Origin of the sequence: Streptomyces sp. MZ04 (genome assembly GCF_004684775.1) — a bacterium.
Lineage (GTDB): Bacteria > Actinomycetota > Actinomycetes > Streptomycetales > Streptomycetaceae > Streptomyces.
Map to the genome: position 1 here is coordinate 19,875 of NZ_SRIC01000009.1, position 19,494 is coordinate 39,368.

Below are 19,494 nucleotides of genomic sequence, written 5' to 3' on the forward strand. Positions count from 1 at the left end.
GCCATGCCGATACGTGCGCGACGCACACGCTTGATCCGGAGATCACTCGTGACGGCGGCCCTGGCCGCCCTGATGGCCACCCTCATGTCCCCGGGCGCCGCACAAGGGGCGCCGGACACCCCGCGTGAGAGCAAGCCCGTCTACTCGTACGAGAGCGCGATCCGCGAAGCCGTCTGGGTCGACACGAAGATCGACGGTGATGGCGACGGCAAGACCGACCGCGTCGCCGTCGACATCGTCCGGCCCCGTGAACCGGCCCAGCAGGGCCGGAAGATACCCGTGATCATGGACGCAAGCCCGTACTACTCCTGCTGCGGGCGCGGCAACGAGAGCCAGAAGAAGACGTACGACGCGAACGGCGACGTCGTCCAGATGCCGCTCTACTACGACAACTACTTCGTGCCCCGCGGCTATGGCTTCGTCGCCGTCGACTTCGCCGGAACGAACCGCTCCGACGGCTGTGTCGACGTCGGAGGCCGCTCCGACGTCCAGTCCGCCAAGGCCGTCGTCGACTGGCTGAACGGCCGGGCCCGCGGCTACACCACCCGGACCGGAACCGAAGCCGCCGAGGCGAACTGGACCAACGGCGCCACCGGCATGATCGGCAAGAGCTACGACGGCACCGTCGCGCAGGGCGTGGCCGCCACTGGAGTGCGAGGTCTCAAGACCATCGTGCCGATCGGCGCCATCTCCTCCTGGTACGACTACTACTTCGCCAAGGGCGCCCCGCTCTACGACAGCGGCCCCGAATGGCTGTCGGACTACGTGGAGAGCCCCGAGGCGCGGGCCCGCTGCGGCGCCGTGCAGCAGCGGCTCATCGACGAGGCGCCCCGCACCGGCGACTGGACCCGGCTCTGGAGCGAGCGCGACCACGTCCCGGACGCCGACAAGGTGAAGGCCAGCGTCTTCGCCGTACACGGCATGCAGGACCTGAACGTCCGCATGAAGCACTTCGGCCAGTGGTGGGACGCGCTCGGCGACGCGGGCGTCGAGCGCAAGGTGTGGCTCAGCCAGACCGGCCACGTCGATCCGTTCGACTTCCGGCGCGGCGACTGGGTGCGCACCCTGCACCGCTGGTTCGACCATGAACTGCTCGGCTACGACAACGGCATCGACCGCGAGCCGATGGCCGACATCGAGCGCGCCCCCGACCGGTGGACCACCGACCGCGTCTGGCCCCCGCGCGCCACGGACACGGTGAAACTCCGCCCCGGCAAGGGCAGTTCACCCGGCGTCGGCACCCTCGGCACCCGCCCCGGCACCGGCAGCGAGACCTTCACCGACGACCCGAAGCTGAGCGAGACCGACTGGGCCGCGCGGATCGACACCGCGACGCCCGCGAAGGCGGGGTTCATCAGCCGCCCGCTCGGCCGCGACCTGCGGCTCTCCGGCTCCTCCGAAGTGACCGTCACCGCGACCCCGACGACCCGCACCGCGCACCTCTCCGCGGTCCTCGTCGACCTGGGCCCCGACACCATCCGCGACTACGCGAGCGCCGGCGAGGGCATCACCACGCTCACCGAACGCACCTGCTGGGGCGCGAGCACGGGCGGCGACAGCTCCTGCTTCAAGGAGACGAAGGCGAAGACCGCCGCCGTCGACTACACGGTCTTCAGCCGCGGCTGGGCCGACCTCGGCAACTGGGCCGACGACCACCAGGGCCGCCCCCTCACGCCGGGCAAGCCGCACACCATCACCCTCGACCTGGCCGCGAGCGACCACGTCGTACCGAAGGGGCACCGCCTCGCGCTGATCGTCGCGGGCACCGACAAGGATCTCATCGACCCTCCTGCCGACACCCCGACCCTCGCCATCGACCTCGCCCGTACGTCGGCGAAGGTGCCGCTCGTCGGCGGCGCCGATGCCTTCACCACCTCACCAGACGTCACCCCCCGCGAATCCCGTCTCGACGGCGTGGCCCCGCCGCGTCCGTTCCGCCCCGTCCCGGGAGGCAGCACTTCATGAGACCCCGCACCGGCCTCACACCCCGCATCCGCACCCTGGCCCTCGCCTGCGCCACCGCCGCGCTCGCCGCACCGCTCCTGTCCGTGCCCGCGCAGGCGTCGGGGACCCCGCCACGCACCGGATTCGAGGAGACGAACGGCGCGCGCTGGACCAGCCAGCCCGAGGAACAGGACTTCCTCGCCGCCGTCGACAAGTCGACCGACCGCGTCTCCGTCGCCCGCGTCGGCACCACCAAGCAGGACCGGCCGCTGCAACTGGTGCGCATCGGCGACCGACCCACGAAGAACACGGTGCTGCTGATCTGCAGCCAGCACGGCGACGAGCCCTCGGGCCGCGAGGCGTGTCTGACGACGATCCGCGACCTGGCGTACGCGAAGGACAAGCAGACCCACGCGTTCCTCTCCCGCACCACGCTCCTCGTCGTCCCCACCGCCAACCCGGACGGCCGCGCCGCCGACACCCGCGGCAACTCCGACGGCGTCGACATCAACCGCGACCACATCGCCCTGCAGACGGCGGAGGGCCGCACGATGGCCGCCGTCATCCGCGACCGGAAGCCGGACGCCATCTACGACCTGCACGAGTACGGCGCGACCCCCAAGTACTACGACAAGGACCTCTTCGACCTGTGGCCGCGCAACCTCAACACCGACGAGGCGGTGCACGGCGAGGCGAAGACCCTGTCCGAGCGCTACGTCAGGCCGGCCGCCGGCAAGTCGGGGTACACGACCGGGACGTACGGGATCTGGACCGACCCCGTGACCGGTGAGCCCATCAAGCAGACCGCGGGCGACGGCCAGGAGCGCATCCTGCGCAATCTCTCCGGCATCAAGCACGCCGCCGGCCTGCTCATCGAGAGCCGCGTCGACCCGCTCACGGACGCCGAGAAGAAGGACGAGGCACTGAACAACCGGCGCCGCGTGAAGTCCCAACTGTCGGCCCTGGGCGGCCTGTTCGCCTACGCCGGCGAGCGGCGCGGACAACTGGAGGCGGCCACCGGCGCGGCCAGGCTCGAGGGCTTCCGCGACAGCGGCCCCGTCTACATCGGCGGCGCCGACAACGACCCCGCCGAGCCGTCCGATGTGATCCAGGACCCGCCCTGCGGATATCGTCTCGACGGGGCCCAGTACGGCGGGATCAAGGACGAACTCGCTCTGCACGGAGTCAAGGTCGAGCGGGACGGCAAGGGAGCGTACGTACCGCTGCGGCAGTCGGCTCGGGCCCTCGTGCCGCTGCTCCTGGACGAGCGCGCGCCCTATCACCTGGTCACGGGTGAGCCCGACACCGCTTGTTGAGTAGTTGATAGGTGCGTCACATGTGGTAGTGGGTAGCGGAGCACAGAGATTGTACGAATGCGAAATCCGTGAGAGGTGCGCTTGTGACGCAGGACCAACAGAAAGCGGACGGCGGGGGAGGGGACCCGCACATCATGGCCGCCGCCCACGACGGCCGGTCTCCCCAGACCGACCGGGTCGTGTTCGGCGTGACCGCCGTGCTCACCCTGGCCTTCGTGGTGTGGGGCGCCGTCGCCACGGACTCGCTCGAGAGCGCCTCCACGAGGATGCTCAACAGCCTGATCCACAACGGTGGTTGGGCCTTCATGCTGGCGGCGAGCGGGTTCGTGGTCTTCGCGCTCTGGCTCGCCGTCAGCCGGTACGGGAAGATCACCCTCGGCGAGGAGGGCGAGAAGCCGGAGTTCCGCACCGTCTCCTGGGTCGCGATGATGTTCAGCGCCGGTATGGGCATCGGCCTGATGTTCTACGGCGTGAGCGAACCGCTCGCCCACTACGGCTCGCCCCCGCCGGGCACCGATCCCGCCGACTCGGCGGCGAAGATGGAAACGGCGATGGCCACCACCCTCTTCCACTGGACGCTCCACCCGTGGGCGATCTACGCGGTCGTGGGTCTCGCCATCGCGTACAGCACCTTCCGGCGCAAGCGCAGGCAGACCATCAGCGCCGTCTTCACCCCGCTCATCGGCGAGAAGCACGCGAACGGCGCCTGGGGCCGGGTCATCGACATCATCGCCATCTTCGCGACGCTCTTCGGCTCCGCCGCGTCGCTGGGCCTCGGCGCCCTGCAGATCGGCAGCGGTTTCGAGGTCCTCGACTGGATGGACAACGCGAGCACGGGCCTGCTCGTCGCCATCATCGCCGTCCTCACGGTGGCCTTCGTGGCCTCCGCCATCTCCGGTGTGGAGAAGGGCGTGCAGTGGCTGTCGAACATCAACATGGTGCTCGCGCTGCTGCTCGTCGTGTTCGTCTTCATCGCGGGCCCGACCGTCATCGTCCTCGACCTGCTGCCGACCTCGCTCGGGGCCTACCTCGACGATCTGCCCCAGCTGATCGGCCGTACCGAAGCGGCGAGCGGCAAGGGCGTGGCGGGCTGGCTGGGCAGCTGGACGGTCTTCTACTGGGCCTGGTGGATCTCCTGGACGCCCTTCGTGGGCATGTTCATCGCCAGGATCAGCCGTGGGCGCACGATCCGGCAGTTCGTGGGCGGGGTCATCCTGGTGCCCAGCACCGTCAGCCTCGTCTGGTTCGCCGTCTTCGGCGGATCGGCGATGAAGGTGAAGGAGGCCGGTGGTCTCGGTGACCAGCCGACCTCCGAGGGCCAGCTCTTCGGCCTGCTGCACGAGTATCCGATCGCCACGGGCACGAGCCTGCTCGTGATGATCCTCGTGGGCATCTTCTTCGTCTCCGGTGCCGACGCCGCGTCGATCGTCATGGGCACGCTCTCCCAGAAGGGCGCACTCGAACCCGGCAGGCTCGTCGTCGTGTTCTGGGGCGTCGTGACGGGAGCCGTGGCGGCGATCATGCTGCTGATCGGCGACGGGAAGGACAACGCCCTCACGGGCCTGCAGAATCTGACGATCCTCGTCGCCGCGCCCTTCACCCTGGTCATGATCGGGATGTGCGTGGCGCTGATGCGGGACCTGCGCCACGACCCGCTGATCGTGCGGGGCGAGCACGGCACGGAAGCCGTCGAGAAGGCCGTGATCGCCGGTCACGAGCAGTACGACGGTGAGTTCGAGATCCAGATCGGCCCGGTCGAGGGCGGGGACGGTTCGGAGTCCGAGGGGAGCCCGGTCAAGTCCCGCTGATCCTTTCGCTTCAGGAGTCCACTTAGGAGTCCGTTCAGGAGGAGGCGGCCGTCCCGTCCGCGAGACGCGCCGCCTCCTGGGCACATCCCCACGCCACCGTGACCCCGGCGCCCCCATGGCCGTAGTTGTGCACCAACACCCGGCCGTCACCCCGGAGTTCACGCTCGATCCGCACCGCGGGGCGTGCGGGCCGCAGCCCCACCCGGTGGCCGAGCACCCGCGCCCCCGCGATCTCGGGCCGCACCGCGGCGCACCGCTTCACGATCGCCTCGGCCACTGCGGGATCCGGCTCAAGGGACCAGTCGTCCTCCTGCGCCGTGCCGCCGAGCACGAGCCGGCCCGGCTGCGGGAAGAAGTACGTGGACGTGTGCGCGGTGGCGGCGGCTGAGGCGAACCACGTCCGCACCCCGGGGTTCTCCACGAGCACCAACTGCCCCCGCACCGGCCGCACCGAGGCGTCCGGCACCAGCGTCCGCGCCCCGATCCCCGAGCAGTTGACCACGCACGGCGCCTCGGCCAGCGGCTCGGCGAGGCTCTCCACTGTCCGCGCCTCCACGGTCCCGCCCGCCCGCTCGAGGCGTTCGCGCAGCCACCCCAGGTGCACCGGCATGTCGATCAGCGGCAGCCGCGCCCACAGGCCGGGGCCGTCGTACTCGGCACGGGTCGCGGTCCGCAGCTCCGGCACCCTGGCCGCCCACGGCCCGAGCTCGTCCAGCCGTGTCTCGGCGTGTACGCCATCGACCATGCGTACGCCGGTCTCGTCGGCCCGCGTCGCCAACTCCTCGTACACGGACAGGGATGGGAGCGACCAGTCGCCGACGGACCGGGCGGGCTCGATGCGGTAGGGCCACCACAGTGCGCCCGCGACCGCCGAGGTCGTGCGCTCGGCGGGCTCCCGCGACCACACCCGCACCCGGCGCCCTTGTTCGGCGAGCAGGACGGCGGTCGTCAGACCGATGACACCACTGCCCACCACGATCACATCGCTGTCATGCGTCCCGTCCATCCCAGGAACTTAGCGGAATGCGTCATGCCGTGCTCACATCACGTCTCAGATGGGGATACTCACACCATGTCTGCCGAGTACGCGACCTTCGGTCTGGCACCGGCCATGCGCGCCGGTGGAGTTCTCGCCAACGGTGACTACCAAGTCCACCGGGATTTCGTCGACTTCATCGTGAACGGACGACCGCTGCTGTTCCAGCTCTCCGACCTCGACGCCGTCTCCCCCCTCGCCGCCGACGTACCACCCGCGATCTTCACCCATCATGTGCGCGGACTGCTCCTGGAAACGGAGGCGCCTCTGCTCGACGGCCGCCACGTCATCTACGGATGCCCCGAATGCGAGGGCCTGGAGTGCGGTGCGGTCACCGCAGTCATCGAGCGGGCGCCGGACGGGGCCGACGCCTATGTGTGGCGTGACTTCGCCTGGCAGACCGCCGAGCGGGCCGATCTGGAGCTCAACGGCTACCACGGCATAGGGCCCTTCCGCTTCCGCGGTGCCGAATACCGCGAGGCCCTCGGTCAGTTGCTCACCGGCCGTGAACCGGCGGCGCGCCGCCGGGTGCTGTTGATCGGGGCGCGCGTCGCCGTCCTCGCCAAGCTCGCCGCCGCGCTGCGCACGATCGGTGTCGGCGCCGATATCGCCGCGGACGCGGCGGACGTGCCGCCGGACGAGCTGCGTACGTACGGGGCGGTGGCCTTCGGCCGCGCGGTCCCGGCCGCGACGCGCGACGGGGTGCGCGCGGCGTTCGACGGGGCGGGGATCCAGGTCGCGTACGTCGACGGCCTCGCCCCGATCATTCCGCTCCTGGTGGCGCAGATAGAGCACGCCCTGGACCGCAGTCCGTCGGAGCAGCGGCGCCTGACGCGGCTCGCGGCGATGGACGGCTCGGCGGACGTGGAGATCACCTCGACGTGCCGGGTCCAGCTCGTCGCGTACCGCCTCGACAGGCTCTGGCGCACCCAGGTCCACGAGGTCTTCGAGGACGTGCTCGAACCGGGGGCGCACCGCATCCCGCTGGACGGCAAGGTGACGAAGGGGGAGTCGTTCGTGGTGGCGCGGACGACGGACAGCGTCCTCGTGGCGCCGATAGGGAGGTAGCCCACACCTCATCACCGCCGTGACCTGGATCACATCAGCGTCCTGTCACGCGGGGCCGAGCTCGTCTGTCCCATGGGCGTCACCGAAACGACGCCCCCGAATGCGGGGCACGAGCACGGGAGTTTCGCATGAGTACCGACCACCGGATCGTCCTTCTCGGCGGCGGCTATACCGGCCTGCTGTGCGCGATCCGTCTGGCCCGCCGCACCCGGCGGACCGGCGCCCGCGTCACGCTGGTCAATCCGTCGGCCCGGTTCACCGAACGGCTGCGGATGCATCAGATCGTCGCCGGACAGGAATTGGCGGACCATCAGATTCCCGCCCTCCTCGCGGGAACGGGCGTCGAGTTCGTGCGGGGCACGGCGACGGGCATCGACACCACGGGCCGCACGGTGGCGGTGCGGACACCGGAAGGGGCGGCCGAACTGCCCTACGACAGCCTGGTGTACGCCATCGGCAGCTCCACCGACACCGCTGCGGTGCCCGGCGCCGATGAGCATGCCGAGACCCTGAACAGCCCAGGCGCGGCACGCCACTTCGCCACCCGGCTCGCCCGCCTGGCCGTCGACGGCGGCACGGTGGCCGTGTGCGGCGGCGGCCTCACCGGCATCGAAGCGGCCACCGAGATCGCCGAGAGCCACCCGGGCCTGCGCGTCACGCTGATCAGCCGCGGCGAACCCGGCAGCATGATGAGCCGCAAGGCGCGCGTCCACCTCCATGCCGCCTTCGAGCGCCTGGGCATCACCCTGCGCACCGGCTCCGCGATCAGCAAAGTCCTGCCCGGCGGCGTCGAGTTGGCCGACGGGTCGTACATCGCGTCCGACGCGTGCCTGTGGACCACCGGTGTACGGGTCCCCGCGCTCGCGGCGGAGTCCGGAATCGCCGTCGACGGGCGCGGCCTCATCCTGGTCGACGCCACCCTGCGCTCGACCTCGCACCCGGAGATCTGCGCGATCGGCGACGCCGCAGCCGTCCGCCAGGCGTGGGGGCAGGTCCACGGCACCTGCCAGAGCGGCCTTCCCGTCGCGGCGTACACCGCCGACGCGCTGGCCCGCCGACTGCGCGGCAAGGCCGTCAAGCCGTTCCGCTTCGGCTACTTCCACCAGCCCGTCAGTCTCGGCCGCCATGACGCGGTCATCCAGTTCACGCACGCCGACGACACCCCGCGCCGCTGGTTCCTGCACGGCAGGCCCGCCGTCGCCTACAAGGAGACGATCAGCGGCAGCCCGCTGAAGATGTACCGCCTCAGCAAGCGCATGACCGTGTCCGCCTCGCTCTCCAAGGGCGGCCGCGCCACCCGGCCCTAGAGGGGCGCGTGTCGAGTGAAGAGGTCGCGGCTGCCGCGTACGCCGTGGGGCGCAGGGCGTGGCCCGCGGATACGACGTAGGGAGCAGTCGGGGTCGTGCCCCTCGTACGACGCGGTACGCGCCGCGAGCAGCGATTCTCGTGATGTCACCGCCGCACCGGGACGCACCACCACCAACACCCCATCCCCACCCAGGAGTTAGCCACATGTCTGCTGTCACCTCTTCCGCACCGGCCTCCACGGCCTCCACGGCCGCCGCACCCGCGTCCAGCCGCCTCGCCCTCACCGGAGTCGGCTTCGCCGTCCTCTTCATCGCGGGCCTGGTCTTCTCCGGCCTCGCCGGCAGTGCCACCTATCCGTCGCCGTTCGACGCGGACAAGGTGACGGAGGCGTACTTCGCCGACAACGGCGGCGTCGTCCTCGGCATGGGCATCCTGCAACTGCTGTCGGTCGTGCCGCTTGCTGCCTTCGTCCTGGAGGTGACCAAGAGGGCGGGGCTCGCGAGGGCCGCCGGTCTCTGCGCCGCCGCGAGCCTGGCGGCCTGCGCGCTCATCGGCCTCGCCATCCCCGTGCTCGACGCGGGCGGCGGCACCCTGCACACGCTGCACGAGCTCACCTTCATGGCGGGCGGACCGGCCCATGTCCCGTTCCTGGGGATCCTCGTCGGCGTGAGCGCACTCGCCTTCCGTGGCTCGGCACCCCGGTGGACCACGGCCCTCGGCCTGACGTCGGCCGGGCTCGCGCTCCTCTCGGCCGCCACCTTCGTGAGCGAGTCGCTCACGCCGCTCCTCCCGCTCGGCCGCTTCACCGCGATCCTCTGGATCGTGGTCACCGCGGTACGGGCGGCCCGGCTCCGCAAGTGAAGAGGGGGGCGTCGTGGGACGCGTACACCTTGGCACCCCTTCGACACGCTGGGAGTATGCCCCGATGAACGACGCCACGCCCGCACTTGACCCGTTCCTCGAGCACCGGAGGCTGCTGCACGCCACCGCCTACCGGATGCTGGGCAGCGTCACCGATGCCGAGGACGTCCTGCAGGACGCCTGGCTGGCCTGGAACGCGGCGGACCGCGACGCCGTCCGCCACCCCAAGGCGTACCTGGTGCGCACGGTCACCAACCTGTCGCTCAACCGGCTCACTTCGGCGCGGGCCACCCGCGAGACCTACATCGGCCCGTGGCTTCCCGAACCCCTGCTCACGTCACCCGACATCGCGGAGGAGAGCGAGCTGGCCGACACCGTCTCGACGGCGATGCTCGTCGTCCTGGAATCCCTCAGCCCGGTGGAGCGCGCGGTCTTCCTGCTCCGCGAGGTCTTCGGCTACACGCACGCCGAGATCGCCGATGTCGTGGAACGCCCCGAGGCGACCGTCCGGCAGATCGCCCGCAGGGCCCGCGCGCACGTCCAGGCGCGGCGCCCCCGCTTCGACACCGACGCCGACGAGCGCCGCCAGGTCACCGCACGCTTCCTGGCGGCCTGCTCGGGCGGTGACCTCAACGCGGTCATGGAGATGCTGGCCCCCGACGTCACCGCCTGGTCCGACGGCGGCGGCAAGATCACCGCGGCCCGACGTCCGCTGCACGGCATGGACCATGTGGCGCGCTGGTTCGTCGGCGTCCTGGCGAAGCCCGCGCTGACGGGCGTGACGCTGGAGCCCGCCACGATCAACGGCGAGCTGGGCATCCTGTTCAGGGCGGGCGACCATATCGGCGGCTGTCTGACCTATGACCTGGCGGACGGCTTGATCCACAACATGCGCTTCCAGTTCAACCCGGAGAAGCTGGGCGGGCTGAGAGAGGTGGGCGGCCGGGCGGGTGGAGCGGGCTGAGTGGGCCGAGCCGAGCAGTCCGAGCCGAGCAGCCCGAGCCGAGCAGTCCGAGCCGAGCAGTCCGAGCCGAGCAGCCCGAGCACGTCCGCCCGGGCGCCGGACGATCCGGCCCCCGGCCTCGCTTAAACTCGACCCCCTGATGACCGCAACCCTCGTCGCCAAGAACCTCGCCGCCGGCCACGGCGACCGCTCCCTGTTCTCCGCCCTGGAGCTGGTCGTCGCCCCCGGCGACGTCATCGGCCTGGTCGGCGCCAACGGCGCGGGAAAGTCCACGCTGCTGCGGCTCCTCGCGGGCCTGGACGCCCCGGAGACCGGTGAGCTCCGGCTCTCCCCGCCCAGCGCCTCCGTGGGCCACCTGCCCCAGGAGCCCGACCGCCGCCCCGGTGAGTCCATCCGCGCATTCCTGGCCCGCCGCACCGGCGTCGCCGAGGCCCAGCGGACGATGGACGAGGCCACCCAGGGCCTGGTCGACGGGACGCCGGGCGCGGACGACGCGTACGCGCAGAGCCTGGAGCGCTGGCTGGCGCTCGGCGGCGCCGACCTGGACGAGCGGGCCGACGAGGTCGCCGCGTCCCTTGGCCTGAGCGTCAGCCTCGAGCAGCCCATGACGTCCCTCTCCGGCGGACAGGCCGCCCGCGCGGGCCTCGCCTCGCTGCTCCTGTCCCGCTACGACGTGTTCCTCCTGGACGAGCCGACCAACGACCTCGACCTCGCGGGCCTCGACCGGCTTGAAGGCTTCGTACGCGGACTGCGGGCCGGCACGGTGGTCGTCAGCCACGACCGCGAGTTCCTCACCCGCACGGTCACCAAGGTCCTCGAACTCGACCTCGCCCAGCAGCAGATCAACCTCTACGGAGGCGGCTACGAGGCGTATCTGGAGGAGCGGGACGTCGCGCGCCGCCACGCCCGCGACGAGTTCGAGGAGTACGCCGACAAAAAGTCCGCCCTTGAAGGCCGCGCCCAGATGCAGCGGAACTGGATGGACAAGGGCGTCAAGAACGCCCGTCGCAAGGCGGGTGACAACGACAAGCTCGGCCGCAACTTCCGCAGCGACGCCAGCGAGAAGCAGGCGGCGAAGGCCCGCCAGACGCAGCGCATGATCGAACGCCTCGACGTCGTCGAGGAGCCCCGCAAGGAGTGGGAACTGCGCATGGAGATCGCGTCGGCGCCGCGCTCCGGCAGCGTCGTCGCCACGCTCCGCGACGCGGAGGTGCACCGCGGCGACTTCACCCTAGGCCCGGTCACCCTGCAGATCGACTGGGCGGACCGCGTCGCGATCACCGGCGCGAACGGCTCGGGCAAGTCGACACTGCTCGCCGCCCTGCTGAACCGCGTCCCCACGGACGCCGGGCACGCGGCCCTCGGCTCAGGGGTGCTCGTCGGTGAGGTCGACCAGGCCCGCGCGCTGTTCCACGGCTCGGAGTCGCTCCTGGACGCGTTCTGCGCCGCCGTACCGGACACCGAGCCGGCCGAAGTGCGCACGCTGCTCGCCAAGTTCGGCCTGAAGGCCGCGCACGTCCTGCGCTCCGCGGCCACGCTCTCGCCGGGCGAACGCACGCGCGCGGCGCTCGCGCTCCTGCAGGGACGAGGCGTCAACCTCCTCGTCCTGGACGAGCCGACGAACCACCTCGACCTCCCGGCGATCGAGCAGCTGGAGGCGGCCCTGGAGTCCTACGAGGGCACGCTGCTCCTGGTCACGCACGACCGCAGGATGCTGGACGCGGTGCGCGTGACGCGGCGCCTGGAGGTGACGGAGGGCAAGGTGACCGAGCTGTCTCCCTGACCTCCGCCGACCTCCGTGGGCTCAGCGCTGCTTGGGGTCCAGGAGCCCGGCCCGCCGCAGCGCGTCCGCCATCGCGTCGTTGGCGGGCGGCGGCGCCTGCCGCTTCTGCTGCCGCTGCGGGCGCTGGCCCTGCTGCTGACGCCCGCCCTGCTGGCGCTGCTGCGGGGGACGGCCGCCGCCCCGCTTGGGCTGCTCACCGCCGGCGGGGCTCGCCTCGTCGTCCAGGCGCAGCGTCAGCGAGATCCGCTTGCGCGGAATGTCGACGTCCATCACCTTCACCTTGACGATGTCGCCCGGCTTCACCACGTCCCGCGGGTCCTTGACGAACGTCTTGGACATCGCCGAGACATGCACGAGCCCGTCCTGGTGGACGCCGATGTCCACGAAGGCACCGAACGCCGCCACGTTCGTGACGACACCCTCCAGGACCATGCCGGACGCCAGGTCGGAGATCTTCTCGACGCCGTCCTTGAAGGTCGCCGTCTTGAAGGCCGGGCGCGGGTCGCGGCCGGGCTTCTCCAGCTCCTTGATGATGTCGGTGACGGTCGGCAGACCGAAGGACTCGTCCACGAACTCGTCCGCCCTGAGCGAGCGCAGCGTCCCCGTGTCGCCGATCAGCGAGGCGACCTCGCCGCCCGTCTTCTTCGCCATCTTGCGTACGACCGGATACGCCTCGGGGTGCACGCTGGACGCGTCCAGCGGGTCGTCGCCGCCCCGGATGCGCAGGAAGCCCGCGCACTGTTCGTACGCCTTGGGGCCGAGGCGCGGCACGTCCTTGAGGCCCTTGCGGGACGAGAAGGGGCCGTTCGCGTCGCGGTGCGCCACGATGTTCTCGGCGAGACCCGAGCCGATCCCGGAGACGCGGGCGAGCAGCGGGGCGGACGCCGTGTTCACGTCCACTCCGACGCCGTTCACACAGTCCTCGACGACCGCGTCGAGCGAGCGGGACAGCTTCACCTCGGAGAGGTCGTGCTGGTACTGGCCGACGCCGATGGACTTCGGGTCGATCTTCACCAGCTCGGCGAGCGGGTCCTGCAGGCGGCGGGCGATGGACACGGCGCCGCGCAGCGAGACGTCCATGTCGGGCAGCTCCTGCGAGGCGAACGCGGAGGCCGAGTACACGGAGGCGCCCGCCTCGGAGACGATCACCTTGGTGAGGTTCAACTCCGGGTGCTTGGTGATGAGTTCACCGGCGAGCTTGTCCGTCTCGCGGGATGCCGTGCCGTTGCCGATCGCGATCAGGTCGACCGCGTGCTCCTTGGCGAGCTTGGCAAGGGTGGCCAGGGACTGGTCCCACTTGTTCGCCGGGACGTGCGGGTTGATGACGTCCGTCGCGACGACCTTGCCGGTCGCGTCGACGACGGCCACCTTCACACCCGTACGGAAACCGGGGTCGAGCCCCAGCGTCGCGCGCGTGCCCGCGGGCGCGGCGAGCAGCAGGTCGCGCAGGTTCGACGCGAAGACCCGCACCGCCTCGTCCTCGGCGGCGGTCCGCAGGCGAAGCCGCAGGTCGATCCCCAGGTGCACCAGGATGCGGGTGCGCCAGGACCAGCGCACCGTGTCCTGCAGCCACTTGTCCGCCGGGCGGCCGCGATCGGCGACGCCGAAGCGGTGGGCGACCATCCCTTCGTACGAAGACGGGCCCTCGGTGGCCTCCTCGGGCTCCAGGACGAGGTCGAGGACGTCCTCCTTCTCGCCGCGCAGCATCGCGAGGACGCGGTGCGAGGGCAGCTCCTTGAAGGGCTCGGCGAAGTCGAAGTAGTCGGCGAACTTGGCGCCCGCCTCCTCCTTGCCGTCGCGGACCTTCGCGGCGAGCCGGCCGCGCACCCACATGCGCTCGCGCAGCTCGCCGATCAGGTCGGCGTCCTCGGAGAACCGCTCGGCGAGGATCGCGCGGGCGCCGTCCAGGGCGGCCTGCGGGTCGGCGACACCCTTGTCGGCGTCGACGAACGCGGCGGCCGCGGCGTGCGGGTCCACGGACGGGTCGCCGAGCAGGCCGTCGGCCAGCGGCTCCAGACCCGCCTCGCGCGCGATCTGCGCCTTCGTGCGCCGCTTCGGCTTGAACGGCAGGTAGATGTCCTCGAGCCGCGCCTTGGTGTCCGCCGCGCGGATCCGCGCTTCAAGATCGTCGGTGAGCTTGCCCTGCTCACGGACCGATTCGATGATCGCCGCGCGCCGGTCCTCGAGCTCCCGCAGATAACGCAGCCGCTCCTCGAGCGTGCGCAGCTGCGCGTCGTCGAGCATCTCGGTCGCTTCCTTGCGGTAGCGAGCGATGAAGGGCACCGTCGAACCGCCGTCGAGCAGGTCGACGGCGGCCTTCACCTGCCGCTCCCGTACACCGAGTTCCTCGGCGATCCTGCTTTCGATGGACGCTGGAGTGGACGTCTGCAGAGGTGCCACGTTCCGGTACCGCCTTCTCATGGGGTTGCCGGGCAATTGTGGCAGGTGGCACCGACAGCGGGGGGATCAGACCCGGCGTGCCCGGCCGGGTCCCCGCCATGTGCCTCGCTCAGGCCTTGCCGAGCAGATCCGCCGGGAACGCGCCCGCCGTCAGCGCGGCCCCGATGAACGCCGACCCCAGCTCCGTGAGGCGCTCGACGCCCGCCGCGCCCAGGTGCTCGTACGGCGCGCGGTCGAGGCGGTCCGTGGCCTCCTCGATGTCCCCGCGCAGCGCGACGCCCGCCTCCGTCAACTCGCCCGCGCCGTCGAGCAGTCCGCGGGCCCGCAGCCGCTCCACGGCGGCGTCCCAGTCCTCCTGGGTCCAGCCGCGCGTGGTGAAGATCCACTTCGGAGTCATGCCCTTGCCGGTCGCCGTGTGGCTCACCAGGGCCTCCACCGCGTCGAGTTCGGCGTTCAGGAGGACGGCCAGATGCCCGTCGCCCCGGTGCTCGCGCAGCAGCGTCGCGGCGTGGAAGTAGGCGAGGTGCGGCTGCTCGGGGACGGCCAGGTCCGCGTGGGCGGCGTACAGCGGGCGCCCGGAGCGTGAGCAGGCCTCGGCGGCGCGCAGCGCGAGCTCGGCCGCCTCCGCCATCTCCGGGGAGGCGATGGCCTCTTCGCCGAGGAGGCGCCGCAGGGTCGCGTCGACGGCACGCGCGCGTGCCGCAAGTACGTCCTCGGGGGATGCGACGCTCCAGATCGCGGGCACGTGCTCCGCGACGAGGTCGTACTTGTAGTTGTAGAACGCGGCCGTGACCGCCCCGGCGCCGACCGGGCCCATCGCCGCCGTGCGCACGGCGAAGTTGACGGCACGGGGGTTCGTGATCCCGATCCCGGCGAGCTCGCGGCCGACGTCGGGCGAGAAGTAGTGCGTCGAGTGCAGCGAGTTGAGCATGTTGTGACATCGACGTCCCGCGCGCGGGTGCAGCGTGGCGGCCGGGGATGAGGGCGTGAGAGAAGTCATGGACGCACGTTACCGACTGGTTGGTATGAGGTGAAGCCCCGGACACCGGCACGGCGTGGGAGCACGTGGGCAGCCCGCCCGCGATGGCAGTAAAGGTGGGGAACTCGTCATTGCGGACACCTCATGCCTGGCCAAGAATCAAGGGCATGCAGCAGCGAACGGTCCTGGTGGTCCTCTACGACGGCGTCCAGAGCCTCGACGTCACCGGCCCCGTCGAGGTCAGCGCCCAGCTCGCCGCGCAGACGGCCGTGCGCGAACCCCTGCGCGAGGTCCAGCAAGGGGTCTCCCCGCTTTGAGGCAGGGGAAGGATCACCGAGCACCCGGACGCCGATCTGTGCGTCGAGTCGCTCGCCGCCCGTGCCCGCCTCTCTCCCCGGCACTTCGCCCGCGCCTTCCAGACGGAGACCGGCATGACACCGGGCAAGTACGTCGAGCGCATCCGCGTCGAGCACGCGCGCCGCGCCCTCGAGGACACCTCGGACGGCATCGCCGAGGTCTCCCGCGCCTGCGGCTACGGCACCCCGGAGGCGATGCGCCGGGCCTTCGTCAAGACCCTCGGCACGGCGCCCGCCGAGTACCGGCGCCGCTGCCACGCCACACCCGCGGCCCTGCCCGCGCCCATACCCGTACCCGCCCTCCACGGACAGGAACTCCATGCAGATCGCCATCGCCCTGTTCCCGAACTTCACCGCCCTGGACGCCGTCGGACCGTACGAGATCCTCAGCCGTGTCCCCGACGCCGAGACCGTCTTCGTGGCGGAGCGGCCGGGAGCGCTGCACAGCGACACCGGCGCTCTCGCGCTTGTCGCCGAGAAGTCCTTCGCCGACGTGCCGAGCCCCGACGTCGTGATCGTCCCCGGCGGCCCCGGACAGAGCGGGCAGATGGGGAACGAGACGCTCCTTGGCTGGCTGCGCTCCGCCGACGCCACCACCACCTGGACTACATCCGTCTGCACCGGCTCCCTGCTGCTCGCCGCGGCGGGGCTCCTCACGGGCCGCCGTGCAGCCTCGCACTGGCTCGCGCTGGAGGCGCTGGAGAAGTTCGGCGTGACGGCGACGGGGGAGCGGGTGGTGTACGACGGCAAGTACGTCACGGCGGCCGGTGTCTCCTCCGGCATCGACATGGGGCTGAGCCTCCTCGGCCGGATCGCGGGCGACGAGTTCGCCCAGACCATCCAGCTCCTGACGGAGTACGACCCGCAGCCGCCCTACGACGCCGGGTCCCCCGAGAAGGCGCCCGCGCACCTGGTCGAGAAGCTCCGGGAGCAGACCCGCTTCAGCCGGCAGTAGTCCATGTGAAGCGCGGCTCGCGGCGCTCCAGGAAGGCGGCGACTCCCTCGGCGGTGTCGCCGCCATCGCGTGCCTGCCCGGTCCAGTACGCGTCCCGGTCGGTGCGCCCCGCCACGAACTCCTTCGCCGCCGCCTGCGTCAGCTGGGAGCGCGCCGCGAGCACCTTGGTGAACTCCGCGACCCGCTTGTCCAGTTCGCCCGCGGGCAGCGCCTCGTCTACCAGGCCGCTGCGCAGCGCACGCCGGGCGTCGATCAACTCGCCCGAGAACAGCAGGTACTTGGCGGTCGCGGGCCCCACCAGGGACACCAGGCGCCGGGTGGACGACGACGCGTAGACGATCCCCAGCTTCGCCGGAGTGATCCCGAACAGGGCGTCCTCGTCCACGAACCGCAGATCGCAGGCCGCCGCCAGCTGAACGCCGCCGCCCACGCAGTGGCCGCGCACCGCGGCCAGCGTCGGCTTGGGGAAGGCGGCGAGCGCGTCCTCGGCCCGCAGCGTGAGCTCCTGCGCCTCGCCCGGCGACTGACGCAGCGAGGAGATGTCGGCGCCCGCGCAGAAGGTCGCCCCCTCGCCGGTCAGCACGACCGCGCGCACCGCGGGATCGCCGGCGAGCCCTTCGAGCAGCGTCGGCAGCCGCCGCCACATGTCCGTGGTCATGGCGTTTCGCTTGGCCGGATGATCGATGACGACGGTGGCGACGCCGTGCGTGACGGCCTGCCTCAGCTGCGGCTCCATGGGCCGGATGCTATCCGCACCCCTCGAACGTACGATCAAGAAGGGGCGCGGAACGGAGACGCTGATGGCCGCATCCAAGGGCGCCAAGGCCCCCGCATCCCTCACACACGACGCGCGGCAACTCAGCCGCAGCCTCGGCCGTCTCGCCCTGCTCGGCGTGATCCTGACGGTGGCCGGGCTCGTCGGCCTCGTCTACACCGGTGTCGCCACGCTGACCTCGATGTTTCTGTTCGGCTGGCTGCTCCTGATCGGCGGCTGCGTCGGCCTGCTGCACGCGGTGCAGTCGCGCGGCACGGACTTCTTCTGGGTCGGTGTCGTCGTGGCCGCGCTGAACATCGCGGCCGGCGTCGTGATCATCGCCAGGCCCGACGTGGCGGCCGAGGCGCTGACCATGTTCGCGGCGCTGCTCTTCCTGACCGGCGGTGTGTTCCGTCTTGTCGGCAGCCTGGTGGTGCGCGGCCCGCAGTTCGGCTGGACCCTGGTACAGGGCGCCTTCGGTCTGCTGCTCGGCATCCTGGTGCTCTCCGAGTGGCCCGCCAGCAGCCAGTACGTGATCGGCTGCTTCTTCTCGCTGGCCCTGCTCTTCGACGGCCTCGGTCTGCTCGCCGCGGGCGTCGGCGGGCGCCGGATCGTCGGCATGGTCGCCGAGCGACCGCCAGAAAAAACCGAACAACCCGTACAAACCGAAGAAAGCTTGAAAGGGAAACCAAGAGGGCAGGAACAGTCACACAACTGACGCGGTCATGCGTCACTGATCAAATGCCGTCGATAGTCGCTGACTTATGGTCAGTAGTGCGGTCCGGACCAGAGCGTTCCCAACACTCGACGTGTGGTGACAATCGAGCGCAAGGGCGGCGACCGGACGATGGACGACGACGGGAGGGGGCGCAGCCCACTCCCTCGGGGGAGCGGAAGGGTGCCGTACGAGGGCGTGTGGCGGTTCACCGCCGCGGCCGTCGACGCCTCCGTGCCCCAGGCACGGCACGCGGTACGTGATCTGCTCGCCCGCCAGGGTGTGCCCGCATCGGACGATCTGGCGCAGGGCCTGCTGCTCATCGTCTCCGAGCTGGTCACCAACGCGGTGCGGCATGCCGCCCTGCTCTCGCCGATGCTCGCGGTGGAGGTCGCGGTGGGCGCCGAGTGGGTGCGGGTCTCCGTCGAGGACGACCACCCCTACCGCCCGACCGCCCTGGTGGCCGACCACGGACAGACGGGCGGGCGCGGTCTCCTGCTGGTCCGGGAGATCACCCAGGAGGCGGGCGGCGCCTGCGACGTCGAGCACACGGCGAGCGGGGGCAAGGTCATCTGGGCGGCCCTGCCCCTCAAGCCCAACGGCACCGTCTGACGCTACGCGTTCACCAGCCGGCCGAGGGCCCGGTCAGCTCGCGGATCGCGGGCCTGGCCGCGTCGAGGACGGTCATGAACCAGGCGGAGAACGGCCCCTGCGCGTGCCGGACCGTCAGTTCCTCGGCCGTCACGAACGCGGTCTCGCCGACCTCGGACGCGTCGGGCCGCAGCGGCGACTGCACCATCCCCACGAACAGGTGGTTGAACTCCTGCTCCACCAGGCCCGACTCGGGGTCCGGGTGGTTGTAGCGGACGGTGCCCGCCTCGGCGAGCAGCGAGGGCGAGACGCCCAGCTCCTCGTACGTACGCCGGGCGGCCGCCGCGAACGGCGCCTCGCCGGGGTACGGGTGCCCGCAGCAGGTGTTCGACCAGACGCCGGGGGAGTGGTACTTGCCCAGGGCGCGCTGCTGGAGGAGCAGTCTGCCCTGCTCGTCGAAGAGGAAGACGGAGAACGCCCGGTGCAGCCGCCCGGGTGCCTGATGCGCGGAGAGTTTCTCCGCTGTGCCGATCGTCCTGCCGTCCTCGTCGACGAGTTCGAGCAAGATCGCTTCTCCGGTGCCGTTCGACGAGCTGTTCGCCGTGGTGGCAGGTGTGATCGGCATACCCATCCTTCGCTTCGGTCTACGAACCTCA

General features: G+C 71.1%; 16 protein-coding genes and 1 pseudogene. 12 read left to right on the forward strand and 5 right to left on the reverse strand.

From position 1 onward, the window contains the following. The first annotated feature begins 3 nt into the window (after positions 1 to 3). From E2651_RS03955 to E2651_RS03965, 3 genes are all read left to right on the forward strand, one after another. On the forward strand, positions 4 to 1,965 hold the full coding sequence (locus E2651_RS03955; protein ID WP_135329555.1) for a Xaa-Pro dipeptidyl-peptidase: 1,962 nt from the start codon (positions 4 to 6) through the stop codon (positions 1,963 to 1,965). After that, positions 1,962 to 3,260 (forward strand): M14 family metallocarboxypeptidase, encoded by a 1,299-nt coding sequence (locus tag E2651_RS03960; protein WP_135329556.1) that lies wholly within the window; start codon positions 1,962 to 1,964, stop codon positions 3,258 to 3,260. The genes E2651_RS03955 and E2651_RS03960 overlap by 4 nt, the downstream gene beginning before the upstream one ends. A 134-nt stretch (positions 3,261 to 3,394) precedes the next feature. Beyond that, positions 3,395 to 5,068 (forward strand): BCCT family transporter, encoded by a 1,674-nt coding sequence (locus tag E2651_RS03965; RefSeq protein ID WP_135329597.1) that lies wholly within the window; start codon positions 3,395 to 3,397, stop codon positions 5,066 to 5,068. A 34-nt stretch (positions 5,069 to 5,102) separates the two neighbouring features. Here E2651_RS03965 and E2651_RS03970 read toward each other — a convergent pair whose 3' ends face one another. Continuing rightward, positions 5,103 to 6,074, reverse strand: coding sequence for an FAD-dependent oxidoreductase (locus E2651_RS03970; protein WP_209446059.1), 972 nt, complete (start codon positions 6,072 to 6,074; stop codon positions 5,103 to 5,105). 66 nt (positions 6,075 to 6,140) lie between these two features. On the opposite strand from E2651_RS03970, the gene E2651_RS03975 reads away from it, so the two are divergent. From E2651_RS03975 to E2651_RS03995, 5 genes are all read left to right on the forward strand, one after another. Beyond that, positions 6,141 to 7,172: an oxidoreductase gene (locus E2651_RS03975; protein WP_135329557.1), complete on the forward strand. Its 1,032-nt coding sequence runs from the start codon at positions 6,141 to 6,143 to the stop codon at positions 7,170 to 7,172. Positions 7,173 to 7,300: 128 nt separating this feature from the next. Continuing rightward, entirely contained in the window at positions 7,301 to 8,479 is a 1,179-nt protein-coding gene (locus E2651_RS03980) for an FAD-dependent oxidoreductase (protein ID WP_135329558.1), read from the forward strand. Between the two features lie 205 nt (positions 8,480 to 8,684). Further along, complete coding sequence (locus E2651_RS03985) at positions 8,685 to 9,341, forward strand: hypothetical protein (protein ID WP_135329559.1); 657 nt, start codon at positions 8,685 to 8,687, stop codon at positions 9,339 to 9,341. A gap of 64 nt (positions 9,342 to 9,405) precedes the next feature. After that, positions 9,406 to 10,305, forward strand: coding sequence for an RNA polymerase sigma-70 factor (locus tag E2651_RS03990; RefSeq protein WP_135329560.1), 900 nt, complete (start codon positions 9,406 to 9,408; stop codon positions 10,303 to 10,305). Between the two features lie 139 nt (positions 10,306 to 10,444). Further along, positions 10,445 to 12,088, forward strand: coding sequence for an ABC-F family ATP-binding cassette domain-containing protein (locus tag E2651_RS03995; RefSeq protein ID WP_135329561.1), 1,644 nt, complete (start codon positions 10,445 to 10,447; stop codon positions 12,086 to 12,088). Between the two features lie 21 nt (positions 12,089 to 12,109). Here E2651_RS03995 and E2651_RS04000 read toward each other — a convergent pair whose 3' ends face one another. After that, a complete protein-coding gene (locus E2651_RS04000) occupies positions 12,110 to 14,488 on the reverse strand; it encodes a Tex family protein (protein ID WP_245238564.1) in 2,379 nt (792 codons plus the stop codon). Between the two features lie 109 nt (positions 14,489 to 14,597). Next, positions 14,598 to 15,488, reverse strand: coding sequence for a hypothetical protein (locus E2651_RS04005; RefSeq protein ID WP_135329563.1), 891 nt, complete (start codon positions 15,486 to 15,488; stop codon positions 14,598 to 14,600). 215 nt (positions 15,489 to 15,703) lie between these two features. Between E2651_RS04005 and E2651_RS04010 the strand changes: the two are divergent. Both E2651_RS04010 and E2651_RS04015 read left to right on the forward strand, forming a co-directional pair. After that, positions 15,704 to 16,075 (forward strand): annotated as a pseudogene (locus E2651_RS04010) (helix-turn-helix domain-containing protein); the annotation flags it as partial. Positions 16,076 to 16,142: 67 nt separating this feature from the next. Next, positions 16,143 to 16,778 carry a DJ-1/PfpI family protein gene (locus E2651_RS04015; protein WP_135329564.1) on the forward strand — a complete coding sequence of 212 codons (636 nt, stop codon included), beginning with the start codon at positions 16,143 to 16,145 and terminating at the stop codon, positions 16,776 to 16,778. Here E2651_RS04015 and E2651_RS04020 read toward each other — a convergent pair. Next, complete coding sequence (locus tag E2651_RS04020) at positions 16,765 to 17,514, reverse strand: enoyl-CoA hydratase/isomerase family protein (RefSeq protein ID WP_135329565.1); 750 nt, start codon at positions 17,512 to 17,514, stop codon at positions 16,765 to 16,767. The two genes, E2651_RS04015 and E2651_RS04020, sit on opposite strands and share 14 nt — an antisense overlap. 64 nt (positions 17,515 to 17,578) lie before the next feature. On the opposite strand from E2651_RS04020, the gene E2651_RS04025 reads away from it, so the two are divergent. Next, positions 17,579 to 18,250, forward strand: a complete 672-nt coding sequence (locus E2651_RS04025; protein ID WP_135329599.1) for an HdeD family acid-resistance protein — start codon at positions 17,579 to 17,581, stop codon at positions 18,248 to 18,250. Between the two features lie 93 nt (positions 18,251 to 18,343). Next, positions 18,344 to 18,859 carry an ATP-binding protein gene (locus tag E2651_RS04030; protein ID WP_167828686.1) on the forward strand — a complete coding sequence of 172 codons (516 nt, stop codon included), beginning with the start codon at positions 18,344 to 18,346 and terminating at the stop codon, positions 18,857 to 18,859. A gap of 10 nt (positions 18,860 to 18,869) precedes the next feature. Here E2651_RS04030 and idi read toward each other — a convergent pair whose 3' ends face one another. Further along, positions 18,870 to 19,463, reverse strand: coding sequence for an isopentenyl-diphosphate Delta-isomerase (idi, locus tag E2651_RS04035; RefSeq protein ID WP_135329566.1), 594 nt, complete (start codon positions 19,461 to 19,463; stop codon positions 18,870 to 18,872). Positions 19,464 to 19,494: the final 31 nt, after the last annotated feature.

Coding starts and splice junctions, on each gene's coding strand:
- E2651_RS03970 (WP_209446059.1), bottom strand. CDS start 6,074: ATGGACGGGACGCATGACAGCGATGTGATCGTGGTGGGCAGTGGTGTC.
- E2651_RS03985 (WP_135329559.1), top strand. CDS start 8,685: ATGTCTGCTGTCACCTCTTCCGCACCGGCCTCCACGGCCTCCACGGCC.
- idi (WP_135329566.1), bottom strand. CDS start 19,463: ATGCCGATCACACCTGCCACCACGGCGAACAGCTCGTCGAACGGCACC.
- E2651_RS04015 (WP_135329564.1), top strand. CDS start 16,143: ATGCAGATCGCCATCGCCCTGTTCCCGAACTTCACCGCCCTGGACGCC.
- E2651_RS03965 (WP_135329597.1), top strand. CDS start 3,395: ATGGCCGCCGCCCACGACGGCCGGTCTCCCCAGACCGACCGGGTCGTG.
- E2651_RS04005 (WP_135329563.1), bottom strand. CDS start 15,488: ATGACTTCTCTCACGCCCTCATCCCCGGCCGCCACGCTGCACCCGCGC.
- E2651_RS03975 (WP_135329557.1), top strand. CDS start 6,141: ATGTCTGCCGAGTACGCGACCTTCGGTCTGGCACCGGCCATGCGCGCC.
- E2651_RS04025 (WP_135329599.1), top strand. CDS start 17,579: ATGGCCGCATCCAAGGGCGCCAAGGCCCCCGCATCCCTCACACACGAC.
- E2651_RS03980 (WP_135329558.1), top strand. CDS start 7,301: ATGAGTACCGACCACCGGATCGTCCTTCTCGGCGGCGGCTATACCGGC.
- E2651_RS03960 (WP_135329556.1), top strand. CDS start 1,962: ATGAGACCCCGCACCGGCCTCACACCCCGCATCCGCACCCTGGCCCTC.
- E2651_RS03955 (WP_135329555.1), top strand. CDS start 4: ATGCCGATACGTGCGCGACGCACACGCTTGATCCGGAGATCACTCGTG.
- E2651_RS04020 (WP_135329565.1), bottom strand. CDS start 17,514: ATGGAGCCGCAGCTGAGGCAGGCCGTCACGCACGGCGTCGCCACCGTC.
- E2651_RS03995 (WP_135329561.1), top strand. CDS start 10,445: ATGACCGCAACCCTCGTCGCCAAGAACCTCGCCGCCGGCCACGGCGAC.
- E2651_RS03990 (WP_135329560.1), top strand. CDS start 9,406: ATGAACGACGCCACGCCCGCACTTGACCCGTTCCTCGAGCACCGGAGG.